This is a genomic window from Jiangella aurantiaca, from assembly GCF_004349105.1.
Classification (GTDB): Bacteria; Actinomycetota; Actinomycetes; order Jiangellales; family Jiangellaceae; genus Jiangella; species Jiangella aurantiaca.
On the sequence record NZ_SMLB01000004.1, the window covers coordinates 16,910 to 31,112 of the forward strand.

The following is a 14,203-nucleotide window of genomic DNA, read 5'->3' on the forward strand; positions in this document are numbered from 1 at the left end:
CCAACGGCGCGCCGCGACGCGGGCGCGACCTTCCCGTGAACGGGGCAGGGCGGTCGGCCGAAGAGCCCGCGAACTCCGCCCGGGAGTCGGGTGGTCCGGTGTGGGCGTGCGTCAGCGGTAGTTGGTGAACTGCACCGCGAAGTCGAAGTCCTGCTCGCGCAGCATGGCCATGACCGCCTGCAGGTCGTTCTTGCTCTTCGACGACACTCGCACCTCGTCGCCCTGGACCTGGGTGCGCACGCCCTTCGGCGCGTCGTCGCGGATCGCCTTCGTGATCTTCTTCACCTGGTCCTGGTCGAGACCGTCCTGCAGGGTGGCGGTGATCTTGTAGACGGTGCCGGACGCGCGTGGCTCGCCGGCGTCGAGCGCCTTGAGCGAGACCTTGCGCTTGACCAGCTTCTCCTTGAAGACGTCGAGCACGGCGTTGACGCGGTCCTCGGCGGAGGCCTCCATCTCGATGCCCAACTCGCCGAGCCAGCGGATCGAGGCGCCGGTGCCGCGGAAGTCGAAGCGCTGGGCGATCTCCTTGGCAGCCTGGTTGAGCGCGTTGTCCACCTCCTGCCGGTCGACCTTGCTCACCACGTCGAACGACGACTCGCTAGCCACGATGGCTCCTTCTGGATCTCTCGAGCCCGAACCGATTGTCCGGCGCCCTCCGCACTGATGTATTCTCTCACCGGTCCCAGCCGATGGCCGGGAACCGCGGCAGGTTGCCCGAGCGGCCAAAGGGAGCTGACTGTAAATCAGCCGGCACAGCCTACGCAGGTTCGAATCCTGCACCTGCCACGCCTCTCGAGGTCAGTGAGCGCACGTCCCGGCACCGGCCGGTTCGGGACGTGAACTCCACAGCCGACGGCCGATTTCGCACCGCGGCCGGAGGTTGTGTACCCTCGTCTGGCGCACGCCCCAATAGCTCAGTCGGCAGAGCGTCTCCATGGTAAGGAGAAGGTCTACGGTTCGATTCCGTATTGGGGCTCTGGTGAGGCTGCGCCGTTTGCGCGGCGCCGACTCCCCTCGGCGGGGTAGCTCAGGTGGTTAGAGCAAACGGCTCATAATCGTTGTGTCGCGGGTTCGAATCCCGCCCCCGCTACCAAAACCCCTGGTCAGCCAGGGGTTTTCATTCCGGGACGAAACGAGGCGATGCCGGACTCGGCGACGTCGCCGCCGCTCTCGCATGCGTCCGTGTGGACCGGTAGCTGGGCTTGCCGTCCTCAGCGATGCTTGCGCACCTGCCTGGCGTGAACGACGCTCCCACGGGCGCAGGTAGTCGACTGGGTCGCCGGTTCGGGGTGCACGAAGTGCAGGAACTGTTCGTCTGCCGGTTCGCCAGTGCTCAGCCGCCGGAACAGACCGCACGCGAGCAGGAACTCCTCGCCGGTCCAGCGGGTCGCGACCGTGTCGGGCACACCACCCGTGCCGCGCTCGTACTCCGGCAGTCCTTCGAGGAGTTGATCGTGGCGGCGAAAGATGAGCACGACGATCCGTTCGCCCGTTCCGCCATGGGTCTGGACAGCGACCCCATCAGCAGCCGCCCAGAGCCGACCACTCTCCGCGGCCGTCGTCTTGGCGACGTGCCTCGAGTGCGGGTCTGAGAGGTTCGACGCTCAGTCGCCGTTCTCACCAGCTGCCCCTGAGAGACCTGGTTTCCACGACATGTTTCGCTATCCGGTTCAGTTTGATGTTGTTGTCCCTGGAATGCCGGCGCAGGACGTCGAATGACTGCCGGGCGTCCAGGCCGAGCCTTTCCATGAGGATTCCCTGTGCCAGGCCGATCTGATGCCGGGATTGGATCGCCTCGCGCAACATGGATGACTGCCACGCGTTGGTGATCGCCACCGCGGCGTGCGGGGCGAACAGGGCAGCGGCAGCCACATTCTCTCTGGACGGCTGATCCGGACGATCCCAGTACACGCTCATGACGGCCCAGTGGTATGGGGAGAGATCCAGCGGCACCGCCACCATGCTTCGAAGTCCGAGTTCGCACGACGCCGATGCCCACCGACGCCACCGCTGTTCCACCGCCGTGTCCCGCACTGTGACCACCGTCGCCTGGCGCATGGCGGCGTAGGACGGCCCGTCCCCCGTCTCGAACTGACGCTCGTCGGCTTCACCAACGCGAGCCGTCGTTGCCGCCGACAGGTTGAGGCGCCAACGGCGTGAGCTGAAGAGCGCCGATGAACCGGCCACCCCACCGATGATCTCCACGGCGTTGCGGGCCACGGCTCCGATCGTTGCGCCGAGATCTGCTTGCATGCCCACGTCCATGGCCGCCTTCCCCAGGAGATATGCCAGCGAATCCCGGCCAGCGGCCTCTCGAGTCGTCACGGACATGCGCTCCGCGACGGCGGAACCAGGACCTTCGGTCCCCGTCGTGAGCCGCCACGTGCTCATGTGGCACCGCCGTGCAGGCGACACCGCGGGGCAACGTCCGCCTCCCGCGTTTGCCAAGCTCGACTCATGAAGAGACTGTAGAACTTCTGTGACAGAAGCACAACTAGTGCGTAGCTCTTGCGCAGCTTGCGTGCGACATGTGGACCGCTACGAGGGGCATAGCAGGGAAGCCTCGCTTAGGATACGGATATGAGGCGCGATAGCGTCGGCGTGTACAGCATCGGAGCCGTGGCGACCATGCTCGGCATCCGTGCTCAGACATTGCGCTCGTGGGAGGACCGGTACGGGCAGATCGTCCCTACCCGAAGCCCTGGTGGCCAGCGGCTCTACAGCCGGGACCAAGTGGATGAGCTGCGCTTCGTGTGCGAGCAGGTCGCCTCCGGCCTTCAACCGGCCGTGGCCCATCGGCTGCTCGCCGAGCGACGGCGCCCAGCGGAGCAGGCCGGCCCGCAGGCCTTGGCCGACAACGGTATGCTTGCGCCGTCAGCCGGTAGGGTGACACCCGATTCCCACGGGGTTTCGTTCATGATCCTGCTTGCCGAGCGCGACCCGTACGCGGCCGAGTACGCAGAGTACTTCCTGCGGACCGAAGGTTACGTCGCCCGCGTCGCAGTGGATGCAGGCGAGGCTCAGCGGATCTTGCACGATCACGCGCCGAACCTTGTCGTCATCGATTTGATGATCTCCGGCGGAGCCGGCCTGACCTTGTGCGCGACGACACGAAAGAACAGTTCGGTTCCCATCCTCGCGATCTCAGCGATCGACTCAGGCGACGTCGCGCTCGAGGCGGGCGCCGACGCGTTCCTCCAGAAGCCCTTCGATCCGCTGCAGTTCATCTCAACGGTGCGTGACCTTCTTGGCACGAGCGCCTACCTACGTCCTAGGAGCCGCATCCAATGACCGATCGCCTACCGAGCGGCTCTGAGCACCTGGATGCCGTCCTCGGCGGTGGCCTACCGCTCAATGGCATCACTCTGCTCATCGGGAAGCCGGGATCAGGAAAGACCATCCTCGCCCAGCAGTACGTGTTCCACAACGCAACTGTGGACCGGCCGGCGCTCTACCTTTCCACCGTGTCGGAACCGCTCGACAAGATTCTCCGCTACGGCCAGTCCCTGGAGTACTTCGACGCCTCGGCGCTCGGCTCCCGTGTGATCTACGAGAATGTCGGCCAGCAGTTGAACGACCACGGCCTTGCGGGCGTGCTCGACCGCATCAACGAGTTGCTCTTGCAGCGACGGCCCGCTCTGATGGTCATCGACAGTTTCAAGGCCTTGCAGGCCTTCGCGAGCGACGCCGGCGCCTTCCGCCGCTTCTTGCATGAGCTGGCCGGACGCTTGTCAGTCATGCCGGTCACTTCCTTCTGGGTCGGCGAGTACACCGGTGACGATAGTAGCGATGCTCCGGAGTTCGCGGTCTGTGACGCCATTCTCGCGCTCAGCACGCAGCGCGAGGCTGAACGCGAAATCCGCACTCTCCAGGTTCTGAAGATTCGTGGTAGCGACTTTCGCAGCGGCAAGCACAGTTATCGGTTGTCGCCCAGGGGCTTCGATATCTTTCCGCGACTGGCCGATCCGCTGGGTGTCTCGAATTACGACGAACACGTGGAGCGCATCTCGTCTGGAGTGGCGTCTATCGACGCGATGCTTGCCGACGGTTTTTGGCGGGGCGCGTCGACGCTGCTCGCCGGCCCATCGGGAATCGGTAAGACCCTCCTCGCATTGCATTTCATCTTCGCCGGGGCGGAGCGCGGCGAGACTGGTGTCATCGCGACTTTCCAGGAGAATCCTGTCCAGCTCGAGCGCTTCGTGCGGGGTTTCTCGTGGTCGCTCGAAGATTCCAAGGTCGAGCTCATGTACAGGCCTCCTGTCGACTTGTACCTCGATGAGTGGGTCTACGACCTGCTCGAGATCTTGGAGCGCACAGGAGCGCAGCGGGTGGCCCTCGACAGCCTTGGGGACCTCCGGGCGGCGTGTGGAGACGAGCTGAGGTTCCGCGAGTACGTCTACTCCCTTCTTCAGCGATGCGCACGCCGGGGAATCAGCGTCATCATGACCCAAGAGGTACCGGAATTGTTCGGCGTCCGGCAGCTGTCCGAGTACGGGGTGTCACATCTGTCCGACAACGTGCTTCTACTTCAGTTCCTTCGGGGGGACTCCGAACTCAAACGGGCGATCACGGTGCTCAAGACCCGCGGAAGCGGCCACACGCAGCAACTTCGTCAATTCGACATCACATCGCAAGGCGTTGTGGTCGGGAGTCGGTTCGGCCCAGATCAGAGCTTGCACTAGACATGTCTCCCAACTCTCGGCGGGTCTGCCGATCGAGGACGTGTGGGCGTGCATGCACTGTCTGCGGCGGGCCGCTAGCAAGTCCCTCCAGAGGCGTGGGGCGGCTCGCTCGAGGAGTGGCCGGCCAGTGACGAGCACATCTCGAGAGAGGATGATCTGTTCGTTGGCCGCCAGGGTGGATGACGCCAGGCCGTCACGGACCTCGACGACGAACTGTTGCCGCCCCTACCGGCCGGTCCGGTCATGGGCGGCGCCACCGTGACGACGTGAGCCCCATGACCGCGCCACCGCCGGATCGCCACCCACGGTCGGCGCGGGCCGAGATCATCCACGGTGACCGGGTGACCAACCACGTCCGATGTCCGGACACGGCCGGGAGTCCATGCCGGCACCGCAGGTCACGGCGCCGGAGAATCTCCGGCGCCGGCTCGACGGTCGATGGTGCACCGGCCCTGCGGGGCGGCACGAAGGGTAGGTGATCATCACGGCCGAGGCCGGCGCGATGGTCGCCGACACCGCGCCGAGCCGGGCGTCACCGCGACGATCGCGCACGGCGGCACAGCCGGGCCCCAGAGGCACGCACGGCCACGCCCACACCGTCATCCTCGATGGCGGCCGACAGATCTGCTTGCGATCGTCAACGCGCTGAACGAGGTCCTCCACGGCCCGAATGCCGTCGACGATTCGGAGTTCGAGACGCGGACGGGCGTCTCATGTGCGGTCGCTCTTCAGACGTTGCGGCGCGTCGCGTGCGCGTAAGGGCTTGTGCGCAGCCGAGTGATGGTCGCGGTCCGCGGACGTTGCGCTCGCGGATGCGACCGAGCTGCCGGCAGCGCGGGGCACTGAGATCGCTCCGACTGACGCCGCCCTCGACGTTTTGAGTCGGCAACCGCGGGTATGGCGCTGATCAATCGATTCTGGTGGGGGAGCATCATGGTTCGCAACACGGTTTTGCACGCAATGCACGACGTCGGCCTCGCCGCGTGGTTCGGTGGAACGCTGGCCAACGCAATCTCGTTGAACCAGGCGGCCGGCGCCGCAGGCGATTCCAGGAGCACCGGCGCGGTCGCGAACGTCGGCTGGAACCGCTGGACTCCGATCAACGCCGTGGCGATCGGCGTCCATCTCGTCGGCAGCGCGGGCTTGCTGGCGGCGAACACGCCCCGGATCAAGGCGCAGCAAGGCGTCCTCGCCATGTCGCTGACGAAGACGGTGCTGACGGCGGCGGCGTTGGGCGCCACCGCCTACGGCCGAGCACTGGGCGCGAAGGTGTCGAAGCGCGAAGACGTTCCGGCGGAGAGCGGCACCGAGCCCACGGCGTCGACGCCTGCTGACGCCGCCACCGCCCAGCGCCAGCTGTCCGTCCTCCAGTGGACGATCCCCGCGTTGACCGGCTCAATCGAAGTGATCAGCGCCTATGCGAGCGAGCAGCAACGAGCGACCGAGGTGCACAAGGGCATACTCAACCGCCTCATGCGCTGACGTCGTGAGCGAGCGAGAACGAGCTGAGCAGGAGCGCGCCGCGCTTGGGACGACAGCGGCCGGCTCACTGCTCGAGGCCGCGTTCGGGGCGCGTTGGAGTCCTACGCACACACCGGCGAAAGTCGGGCGGCGACCAGAGTGAGCGCACATACATGGGACGAGCCAGATGGCTCGAAGGGAGGGCCCACGCCATGCCAGACGACGTGAGAAGCAGCATGACCGCTACGCCGGTGCAGACGGCTGCCACGGCGGTCGCCGTGGTCTTCCTGGCGGTCGGCGTGATGGGATTCATCCCGGGAATCACCACCGACTTCAGCGAGATACAGTTCGCCAGTCATGAATCCGAGGCGATGCTTCTGGGAATTTTCCAGGTTTCGGTTCTGCACAATATTGTGCATCTTCTATTTGGTCTCGTCGGATTGTTCATGGGCCGCAGCTATGCCGGAGCGCGTAACTTCCTCATCTGGGGCGGCGCGGTCTATGCCGTGCTGTGGCTGTACGGACTGTTCGTCGACGAGGACAGTACGGCGAACTTCGTGCCGATGAACGCTGCCGACGATTGGCTCCATCTGGTACTCGCGATCGGCATGGTGTCGCTGGGCGTCCTTCTCGGCAGGACGCCGCGTAGGGCGCCGGGCGCCGGGCAGGACTAGCAAGCTCGGGATCGGTGAGTAGCGGTTGCTGCGGGACCAGTGTCGCGCGCCCGCATCTGCCGGCTCCTGGCCGATCTCAGTGAACCGCTCATCGTCGACGGCCCGCTCACCGAGGCCGACACGACCGAGTAAGAGACCGTGCCGTTGCGCTGACACAAGTACGGGCAGGCGATCACCCCAGGCATGCGCCGCAGCAACACCCGGTCGCCGCGTGGTCGGGGTCTCTCGCTGGGTTCTGTGGGGCTGCGCTGACCACAACCAGGGGCCAGCCGCAGCTCCCGGGACGGCCCGGGCCGCTCGGACGTCGCCGTCAACGCTCACACCAGCCCGGGTCGTCCGCCGCACCTCGACCACGACCGGCTCGAGTTGGCCGCACGTTGGGTAGGTCTACCGATGCGACGACAGGTCGCCGAGCGTGACGCTCGAAGCGACTGGCTCCATACGTCGTTGCAAGGAGGCCCACGATGGTGCCGACCAAGGCTGAGGGAAGGTCCGTCGTTGCCAATGGGGTACGCATTGGCTACTCGGTGAGCGGTCACGGTGTGATTCCACTGGTTCTCGTCCATGGCAGCTGGGGCTCGCGCCACAACTGGGATGCTGTCGTCCCCGGGCTGTCCCAGCTCTTCCGTGTGGTCGCATACGACCGGCGGGGGCACAGCGAGAGTTCCTGTCCACCAGGGCAGGGCAGTTTCGATGAGGACGTGGCTGATGTCGCCGCGTTGATCCAGCATCTCGACCTGGCGCCCGCATGGGTCGCGGGCAATTCGAGTGGGGCGGCGATCACGCTGAAGCTCGCGGCCGCGCGCCCCGGTCTTCTGCGCGGGATCGTCGTGCACGAGCCCCCGCTGGCGGCACTGCTGCCTGCCGGCAGCCCCGAGGCACAGGAGTGGGCCGCGATCGACGAGGGGCCGATGGGCGAGGTGCTGCGGCTTCTCGAAAGGGGCGACCACTCGGGTGGGGCGGAGTGCTTCGTCGAGAAGGTCGCTCTCGGGCCGGGCGCCTGGGCCGCCCTGCCCGAACCGATGCGCGCCATGATGACCCGCAACGCGCCGACCTATCTCGACGAGTTGCGCGACGGGTCCTGGAGAACGGTCGACGAGCGGGCGCTGGCCCGGTTCGCCCGCCCGGTGCTGTTGACGATCGGCGGCGACTCGGCGTCGCCGACGACGCGGATCACGGAGCCGATCTACGAGCGGCTGACGGTGTCGCTGCCGCAGGCCGAACGGCTCGCCTACGCGGACGCCGGCCACATTCCGCACGTCACGCACCCGGACGAGTACGTCGCAACGTTGGCCGGCTTCGTCTCGCGCCACGAGCGGCAGGGAGCGGGCAGATGAGTACGGTCTCTGCTGTGGATCGGTTCGACGTCGTCGCCGCGGATGCAGTCTCCTTGGCCGTCTGGGTCGACGGCGGCGGGCCTCCGTTGGTGGTCGTCCACGGCTCGATCCAGGACCACACCGTCTCCGCGCCGCTCGTCGCCGAGCTGCGGGCGGACTTCACCACCTTCGCGATGGACCGGCGCGGCTTCGGTGCCAGCGGCGACGGCGGGGAATACGTCATCGAGCGGGATTTCGAGGACGTCGCCGCGGTGGTCGACGCAGTCGCGACCCGCTCCGGTCCGGTTGTGCTGTGGGGCCACTCTTACGGCGCCGGTTGCGCGATGGGAGCCGCGGCGCGGACGGGGAATGTCAGCCACCTGGTGCTCTACGAACCGGGTCTGGGGTTGACCTACCCCGCGGGCTGGATCGAAGCGGTCGAACGGGTCGTCGCGGCCGGCGACTACGAGAACGCGGTCGTCATGCTGTTCCGTGACATCCTGGGGTTCTCCGAGGAGCAGATCGAGGCGCGGCGCGGCGACCCGGAATGGCCGGGCCGGGTGGCCACCGCGCCGACCATCGCACGCGAGGCGCGAGCCGAGCAGGAGTGGGTGTACCGCCCGGGAGCCTTCGCCAGCGTCAGCGCGCCCACGTTGCTGCTGTCAGGCTCGGAGAGCCCACCAGAGGTGAAGTCGGCGACCGACGCGGCCGCGGCCGCGATCCGTGGAGCGCGCGTGCATGTCCTGGAAGGCCACGCGCACATCGCCCACCGGGAGCATCCGGCAATGGTCGCCGACCTCATCCGGAGGTTCATCGCCCCATGAGAGCGACTCACCGGCGGAGCAGGTCATGTTCCATCGCGAAGAGCGCTGCACCTGCCCGGGTCGAGGTGCCGATCTTGTCGTAGACGTGCTGAACGTGGTGTTCGGCGGTGCGTGGGGAGATGACGAGTTCGCGTGCGATCTGACGGTTGGACAGGCCGCGTGCGACCAGCTGCAGCACTTCGATCTCGCGGTCGCTGAGCCCGGCGGGCGGGCTCACCCGCACGTGCCGAGGGACCTGTCCGGCGGCCTCTATGACAGCACGAACACAGTCAGGGTCGAGCCGACCACGCCCGGCCTCGGCGGCGACGAGGTCGGCGGCGCGCTCGGGTTCGACGGCGGCGCGGTGTGGCCGTTCCTGGGTCAGCGTCTGGTAGGCGTCGGCGGCGGCCAGGACCCGTGCGGACGTCGGGATCGCGGCTGCGGCCGCGGCACGGTGATAGCCGCTGCCGTCGAGGCGCTCGTGGTGCAGGCCGGCGATCCGCCCCAGGCGCTCCAACGGCACGGACCGGGTCAGGATCCGCTCGGTGTGGTACGGATGCAGCCGGATCTGCTCCCACTCGGCACGAGTCAGCGGGCGACGCTTCTCCCAGATCCCGCTCGACACCGCGATGCGACCGAGATCGTGCAGCAGCCCCGCGCGCCCGAGATCTCGTACCTCGCGCGACGGCAGTCCGAGCGCCTTCGCCGCCGCGGTCGCCAACGCGGACACCTGCGTCGAGTGGCTCAGCGTGTACGTGGATTTGAGGTCGGTCATCTCGGCGAAGGCCCGGGCGACCCGATCGACGCCGGTCTCGTCGACCACGGCTACCGGATCCGGTTCCGCCTCCAGCACCGCCACCCACGGGTCGGCGTCGCCGATCTCGCGGAGCAGCCGTCGACCATGGCGTCGGACGACGTCAGCGACCTTCGGGTCGAACCATCCTCCAGACCGTTCCGCCACCATGGCCAACGCGGCATCGACGCCCCCGACGCGGTGGAAGATCTCGACCTGGGTCGCGACGTCGGCGATCCGCGCCGGGAGCGTGATCTGGTCCCCGGCAAGCCCTACCGGGGTGCCTTTGCCGTCCCAGCGTTCGAAGACCTGACTGAGACTGTCCCGCACCGGGCGAGTCAGCCCGAGCCGCCCTGCCAGCGCAGCGCCGGCCTCGCAGACCCCGCGAAGGATCCTTTCGTCCTCCTTCGCGCCGACCAACGCCCGGGCGACCAGGAGGGGTCGAGCCCATCCAGCGCCGCGGCCTGTGCTGAGGGTGACGGCGAGCATCTCCCGCTTGTCGGCAAAGTCGGCAGGCTCGGCCGCCGGCCGCGAGACGAGTTCGTCGCCCCCGAACCAGAAGGCCTCCTCGGCCGCCGTCGCCGTGCACCCCAAGTGCCTCAGCAGCGTCGCCAGATAGACGTCCCGGACCTCTTCCTCGGGCAGAGCCATCGCCCTCGCAAGACCGGTCGCCACGAGACACGACCGGATCGCCTTCTCCGGCGGCTGGCCCATGCCCGAATCGGTCGCCACGGAGAGGGCCGCCAGCAGATCACACAGCCGCACCTGCTCACCCGCCATATGACCAGTACACACCCGACGCTTCACCGAAATGGCCCGAGCAGAGGCTGTCAGTCGCACTGATGCTGCTCGCCGCCCACGACATGGACAGCTCAACACGCCGTCCCGTACGTGCCGACCTGGGCCTGCCTGGCTGGGTGGTGTCAGCCATGGAACCTGCGTGCGGCTACGATGTGGCCGCGGAGCGGGGCATGCACTGCTCCTGCGGGTGTTTCGAACGTCCGCAGCGCGTCATGGGCGCTGCGGCTGATCCGATGGTAGGCCGCTTCGTCGAGCCGCCTGGCCAGGGGCGAACCCTTGACCTCGGTCGCCACCATGGCATCGATCGAACTGAATCGTGCGGTCCCGAGATGGGTCCGGGTGGCGGTGATCTGCAGCCCAGCGGATTCGAACAGGATGCGAAGCTCGTCGAGATCTCCGCACGACCAATAGGTGTCCATGAGGGACGCGGCCGCGGAACCTGCCACGTGGGCGATCACGGACGCCAATGGGCCATACGCGGGCTGGTCGGTGATACTCGCCGGAACGACGACCGCGACCACACCGTCATCACTCGTCACTCGCGCCATTTCCGCCAGAGCCCGCGCACGGTCGGGGAAGAACATCAGCGACCTCTGGCACAGCACCCTGTCGAACGCGTTGGCCGGGAACGGCAGGTTGCCGGCGTCGCCGTGCTGCCACTCCAGGTCGGGTCGCAGGCGACGGGCCACGGTGAGCATCTCCGGGTTGAGGGTGTGTGCGCCCTCGTGACCTGCCGGCCGAACTCGCGGACTCGGTTGGCCGGGTCGTTGTCGCGGGCAAGGATCTTCTCGGGGGCGTCCTCCGCCCCGCTACCACAGCGGCCCGGCCGTCACGTCGCTCGATTGGGTGGTAGGTGACCAGGTCGGGTACCCTTGCACGGTTCCGACGATCCAGACGTCTTCGAAAGAGGCACCCGTGGCCGCCAAGAGCGCTGACATCCGCCCCAAGATCACCATGGCCTGCACGGAGTGCAAGGAGCGCAATTACATCACCAAGAAGAACCGGCGCAACGACCCCGACCGGCTCGACTTGAAGAAGTTCTGCCCGCGCTGCCGCACGCACACCGTCCACCGCGAGACCCGCTGACGCGTTCGCGCACAGGCTCGTGGCCAGGGTCTCCCGTCGGAGCCCGGCCCTGGTGACGGTAACGTCAGCGCATGCCCATTGATCCCTCGATCGTCGGACGGGTCTACCCTCCTCAGATCTATGAAGTGAGCCGGGAGAAGATCCGCGAGTTCGCGGAAGCGATCGGCGACGCGAACCCGGCGTACGTCGACACCGCAGCGGCGCGCGGCTACGGGCACGCCGACGTCGTCGCCCCGCCCACGTTCGTGATGATCCCGGTGATGAACGGCTTCGACCTGCTGATGAAGGACCTGGGCATCGAGTTCGCCCGGGTCGTGCATGTCGACCAGCGGTTCACGTACTCGCAGCCGTTGCCGGTGGGCAGCCGCGTCGAGGCGACCACCCGGCTCGACGGCGTCCGCGCCGTCGCCGGCAACGACCTGCTGAAGATCCGCACCGAGGTCCGGGGCGAGGACGGCTCGGACATCTGCCTCTCCGAGGCGACCCTGCTGGTGCGACCCGAGGACTCCGACGGGGGAGACGCCAGTGACTGAGCGGGTGACCGAGCAGCTGGTGGTCGGCGACGTCGTCGCCGACCACATGTACTGGATCACCCGCGAGAACCTGGTCCGGTACGCCGGGGCCTCCGGCGACTTCAACCCGATCCACTGGAACGAGCGGGTCGCGAAGTCCGTCGGCCTGCCCGGCGTCATTGCGCACGGCATGCTCACCATGGCGCTGGCCGGCCGGCTGCTCACCGACTGGCTCGGCGACCCCGCCGCCGTCGTCGAGTACGGCGTCCGCTTCGCCCGCCCGGTGGTCGTCCCCGACGACGACGTCGGCGTCGCCGTCCGCGTGGCCGCCGCCGTCACCGACGTCCGCGACGACGGCCTGGTGGCGCTCGAGCTCACCGTCAAGGTCGACGAGCAGAAGGTGCTGACGCAGGCCCGGGCGCTGTGCCGGCTGCCGGCCGACCGGCCGTCGCAGCCATGAGCGCGGGGGTCCGGACGGTGCGCGAGACCTTCGACATCCCCCTCGCCGGGCTCACCACGCTGCGGCTCGGCGGCCCGGCCAAGCGCGTCGTCGAGGCCACCACCGAGGACGAGCTCATCGGCCTCGTCCGCGACTGCGACGAGCGCGGCGAGCCCGTGCTGGTGGTCGGCGGCGGCTCCAACCTCGTCATCGGCGACTCCGGCTTCGACGGGACGGTGGTGCGCGTCGCCACCCGCGGCATCGACGTCGACGCCAGCGCCTCCTGCGACAGTGACGCGCTCGCGGCCTGCGGCGGGGTGCTGCTGACGGCGGCCGCAGGTGAGCCGTGGGACGACCTCGTCGCGTACACCGTCGAGAACGAGTGGCCCGGCGTCGAGGCGCTCTCCGGCATCCCCGGCCTGGTCGGCGCCACGCCCATGCAGAACGTCGGCGCGTACGGCCAGGAGGTCGCGCAGACCGTGTGGACGGTGCGCACCTACGACCGACAGGACCGCCGCGTCCGCACGTTCGCCAACGCCGACTGCCGCTTCGCCTATCGCGACAGCCGCTTCAAGGGCTCCGAGCGCTACGTCGTCCTCACCGTCAGCTACCAGCTACGCGAGGGGAACCTCGGCCGGCCGGTCGCCTACGCCGAGCTGGCCCGCCGGCTCGGCATCGCCGTCGGCGAGCGGGCGCCGCTGACCGACGTCCGCGCCGCCGTGCTGGCGCTGCGCACCGGCAAGGGCATGGTGCTCGACGCCGCCGACCACGACACCTGGAGCGCCGGGTCGTTCTTCACCAACCCGCTGCTCACCGAGGCGGAGGCCGCCGCCCTGCCCGACGGCGCGCCGCGGTGGCCGGCCGGCGACGGCCTGGTGAAGTCCAGCGCGGCCTGGCTGATCGAGCACGCAGGCTTCGGCCGCGGCTACACCGGCGGCCGGCCCGACGTCTCGCTGTCGACCAAGCACACGCTGGCCCTGACCAACCGGGGCGAGGCCAGCACCGCCGACCTGCTCGGCCTCGCCCGCGAGGTGCGCGACGGCGTGCGCGCGGCGTTCGGTGTCGAGCTGACGCCGGAGCCCACGCTCGTCGGCTGTACCCTCTGACTACTCGGCGGGTCCGCCCACGGTGAGCGTGTAGAGGTTGCAGAGCTCGCCGTCCACCGGCGCCTGCTTCCAGAACGTGAAGCCGAGTTTGCGGCAGACGTTCTGCGAGGCGTGGTTCTCCGGGGCTATGATCGCCAGCAGCTCACCCGCATACGTTCGGCGGGCCTTGGCCAGCAGGGCCTGTCCGGCCTCGGTCGCGTACCCGAGACCCCTGCGCTCCGGCACCAGCCGGTAGCCCCATTCCAGCCAGGTCCTGCGTTCGAGGTCGATGTAGTCGACACCGGTGTAGCCCACGACGAGCCCGGTGGCCCGCTCGACCACCGGCTGCTTGCCGAACGGGACCGTCCGGCAGACGGCGACCATGTGGTCGAAGCGGGCCTCGGCCTCCTTCGCGGAGAGGACGGCCGGGTAGAACGCCATGAAGTCGTCGTCCTGGAAGAGCTCGACGAACCGGGCGCGGTCGGTCTCCTGGGGCGGGCGCACCAGAAGACGCTCGGTCGTCACGACATCTGGATCGGAGCCGGTCACGT

15 protein-coding genes, 3 tRNA genes and 1 pseudogene are annotated in these 14,203 nt (G+C 68.1%); 13 read left to right on the forward strand and 6 right to left on the reverse strand.

Annotation, left to right across the window (positions count from 1 at the left end; genetic code table 11):
* Positions 1-111: 111 nt before the first annotated feature.
* Positions 112-606 (reverse strand): YajQ family cyclic di-GMP-binding protein, encoded by a 495-nt coding sequence (locus E1262_RS03840; RefSeq protein ID WP_132101730.1) that lies wholly within the window; start codon positions 604-606, stop codon positions 112-114.
* 98 nt (positions 607-704) lie between these two features.
* Here E1262_RS03840 and E1262_RS03845 point away from each other — a divergent pair.
* The 3 genes from E1262_RS03845 (at position 705) to E1262_RS03855 (ending at position 1,093) form a co-directional block, all read left to right on the forward strand.
* Positions 705-786 (forward strand) — tRNA-Tyr (locus E1262_RS03845).
* A 117-nt stretch (positions 787-903) separates the two neighbouring features.
* Positions 904-976: transfer RNA gene (locus E1262_RS03850), tRNA-Thr, on the forward strand.
* Positions 977-1,016: 40 nt separating this feature from the next.
* Positions 1,017-1,093, forward strand: a tRNA-Met gene (locus E1262_RS03855).
* Positions 1,094-1,286: 193 nt separating this feature from the next.
* On the opposite strand, the pseudogene E1262_RS03860 reads toward E1262_RS03855, so the two are convergent.
* Together E1262_RS03860 and E1262_RS03865 are read right to left on the reverse strand one after the other, a co-directional pair.
* Positions 1,287-1,495 (reverse strand): annotated as a pseudogene (locus E1262_RS03860) (squalene cyclase); the annotation flags it as partial.
* A gap of 122 nt (positions 1,496-1,617) precedes the next feature.
* Positions 1,618-2,265, reverse strand: a complete 648-nt coding sequence (locus tag E1262_RS03865) for an ANTAR domain-containing protein (protein WP_162605760.1) — start codon at positions 2,263-2,265, stop codon at positions 1,618-1,620.
* Between the two features lie 315 nt (positions 2,266-2,580).
* On the opposite strand from E1262_RS03865, the gene E1262_RS03870 reads away from it, so the two are divergent.
* The 6 genes from E1262_RS03870 to E1262_RS03895 all read left to right on the forward strand — a co-directional run bounded on the left by E1262_RS03870 (position 2,581) and on the right by E1262_RS03895 (position 8,957).
* Complete coding sequence (locus tag E1262_RS03870; RefSeq protein ID WP_132101732.1) at positions 2,581-3,291, forward strand: MerR family transcriptional regulator; 711 nt, start codon at positions 2,581-2,583, stop codon at positions 3,289-3,291.
* Positions 3,288-4,682, forward strand: coding sequence for a DUF7125 family protein (locus tag E1262_RS03875; RefSeq protein WP_132101733.1), 1,395 nt, complete (start codon positions 3,288-3,290; stop codon positions 4,680-4,682). The genes E1262_RS03870 and E1262_RS03875 overlap by 4 nt, the downstream gene beginning before the upstream one ends.
* A gap of 897 nt (positions 4,683-5,579) precedes the next feature.
* Positions 5,580-6,164, forward strand: coding sequence for a hypothetical protein (locus tag E1262_RS03880; protein WP_203453515.1), 585 nt, complete (start codon positions 5,580-5,582; stop codon positions 6,162-6,164).
* Positions 6,165-6,379: 215 nt separating this feature from the next.
* Positions 6,380-6,817 (forward strand): DUF4383 domain-containing protein, encoded by a 438-nt coding sequence (locus E1262_RS03885; protein ID WP_132101918.1) that lies wholly within the window; start codon positions 6,380-6,382, stop codon positions 6,815-6,817.
* A 464-nt stretch (positions 6,818-7,281) separates the two neighbouring features.
* Positions 7,282-8,154 (forward strand): alpha/beta fold hydrolase, encoded by an 873-nt coding sequence (locus E1262_RS03890; protein WP_132101734.1) that lies wholly within the window; start codon positions 7,282-7,284, stop codon positions 8,152-8,154.
* Between the two features lie 14 nt (positions 8,155-8,168).
* On the forward strand, positions 8,169-8,957 hold the full coding sequence (locus E1262_RS03895) for an alpha/beta fold hydrolase (RefSeq protein ID WP_203453516.1): 789 nt from the start codon (positions 8,169-8,171) through the stop codon (positions 8,955-8,957).
* A 7-nt stretch (positions 8,958-8,964) separates the two neighbouring features.
* Here E1262_RS03895 and E1262_RS03900 read toward each other — a convergent pair whose 3' ends face one another.
* A complete protein-coding gene (locus E1262_RS03900) occupies positions 8,965-10,569 on the reverse strand; it encodes an HD domain-containing phosphohydrolase (RefSeq protein ID WP_203453517.1) in 1,605 nt (534 codons plus the stop codon).
* 83 nt (positions 10,570-10,652) lie between these two features.
* Positions 10,653-11,228, reverse strand: coding sequence for a class I SAM-dependent methyltransferase (locus E1262_RS03905; protein WP_132101736.1), 576 nt, complete (start codon positions 11,226-11,228; stop codon positions 10,653-10,655).
* Positions 11,229-11,445: 217 nt separating this feature from the next.
* Here E1262_RS03905 and rpmG point away from each other — a divergent pair, with 217 nt between their 5' ends.
* The 4 genes from rpmG (at position 11,446) to E1262_RS03925 (ending at position 13,673) form a co-directional block, all read left to right on the forward strand.
* Positions 11,446-11,616 (forward strand): 50S ribosomal protein L33, encoded by a 171-nt coding sequence (rpmG, locus tag E1262_RS03910; protein WP_026877526.1) that lies wholly within the window; start codon positions 11,446-11,448, stop codon positions 11,614-11,616.
* 71 nt (positions 11,617-11,687) lie between these two features.
* Positions 11,688-12,149, forward strand: coding sequence for an FAS1-like dehydratase domain-containing protein (locus E1262_RS03915; protein WP_132101737.1), 462 nt, complete (start codon positions 11,688-11,690; stop codon positions 12,147-12,149).
* Complete coding sequence (locus E1262_RS03920) at positions 12,142-12,588, forward strand: MaoC/PaaZ C-terminal domain-containing protein (protein ID WP_132101738.1); 447 nt, start codon at positions 12,142-12,144, stop codon at positions 12,586-12,588. The genes E1262_RS03915 and E1262_RS03920 overlap by 8 nt, the downstream gene beginning before the upstream one ends.
* Positions 12,585-13,673, forward strand: coding sequence for a UDP-N-acetylmuramate dehydrogenase (locus E1262_RS03925; protein ID WP_132101739.1), 1,089 nt, complete (start codon positions 12,585-12,587; stop codon positions 13,671-13,673). Before E1262_RS03920 ends, E1262_RS03925 begins: the two co-directional genes overlap by 4 nt.
* Here E1262_RS03925 and E1262_RS03930 read toward each other — a convergent pair whose 3' ends face one another.
* The gene (locus E1262_RS03930) at positions 13,674-14,177 is read right to left on the reverse strand and encodes a GNAT family N-acetyltransferase (RefSeq protein WP_162605763.1); all 504 of its coding nucleotides are present in this window, start codon (positions 14,175-14,177) and stop codon (positions 13,674-13,676) included.
* Positions 14,178-14,203 lie beyond the last annotated feature (26 nt).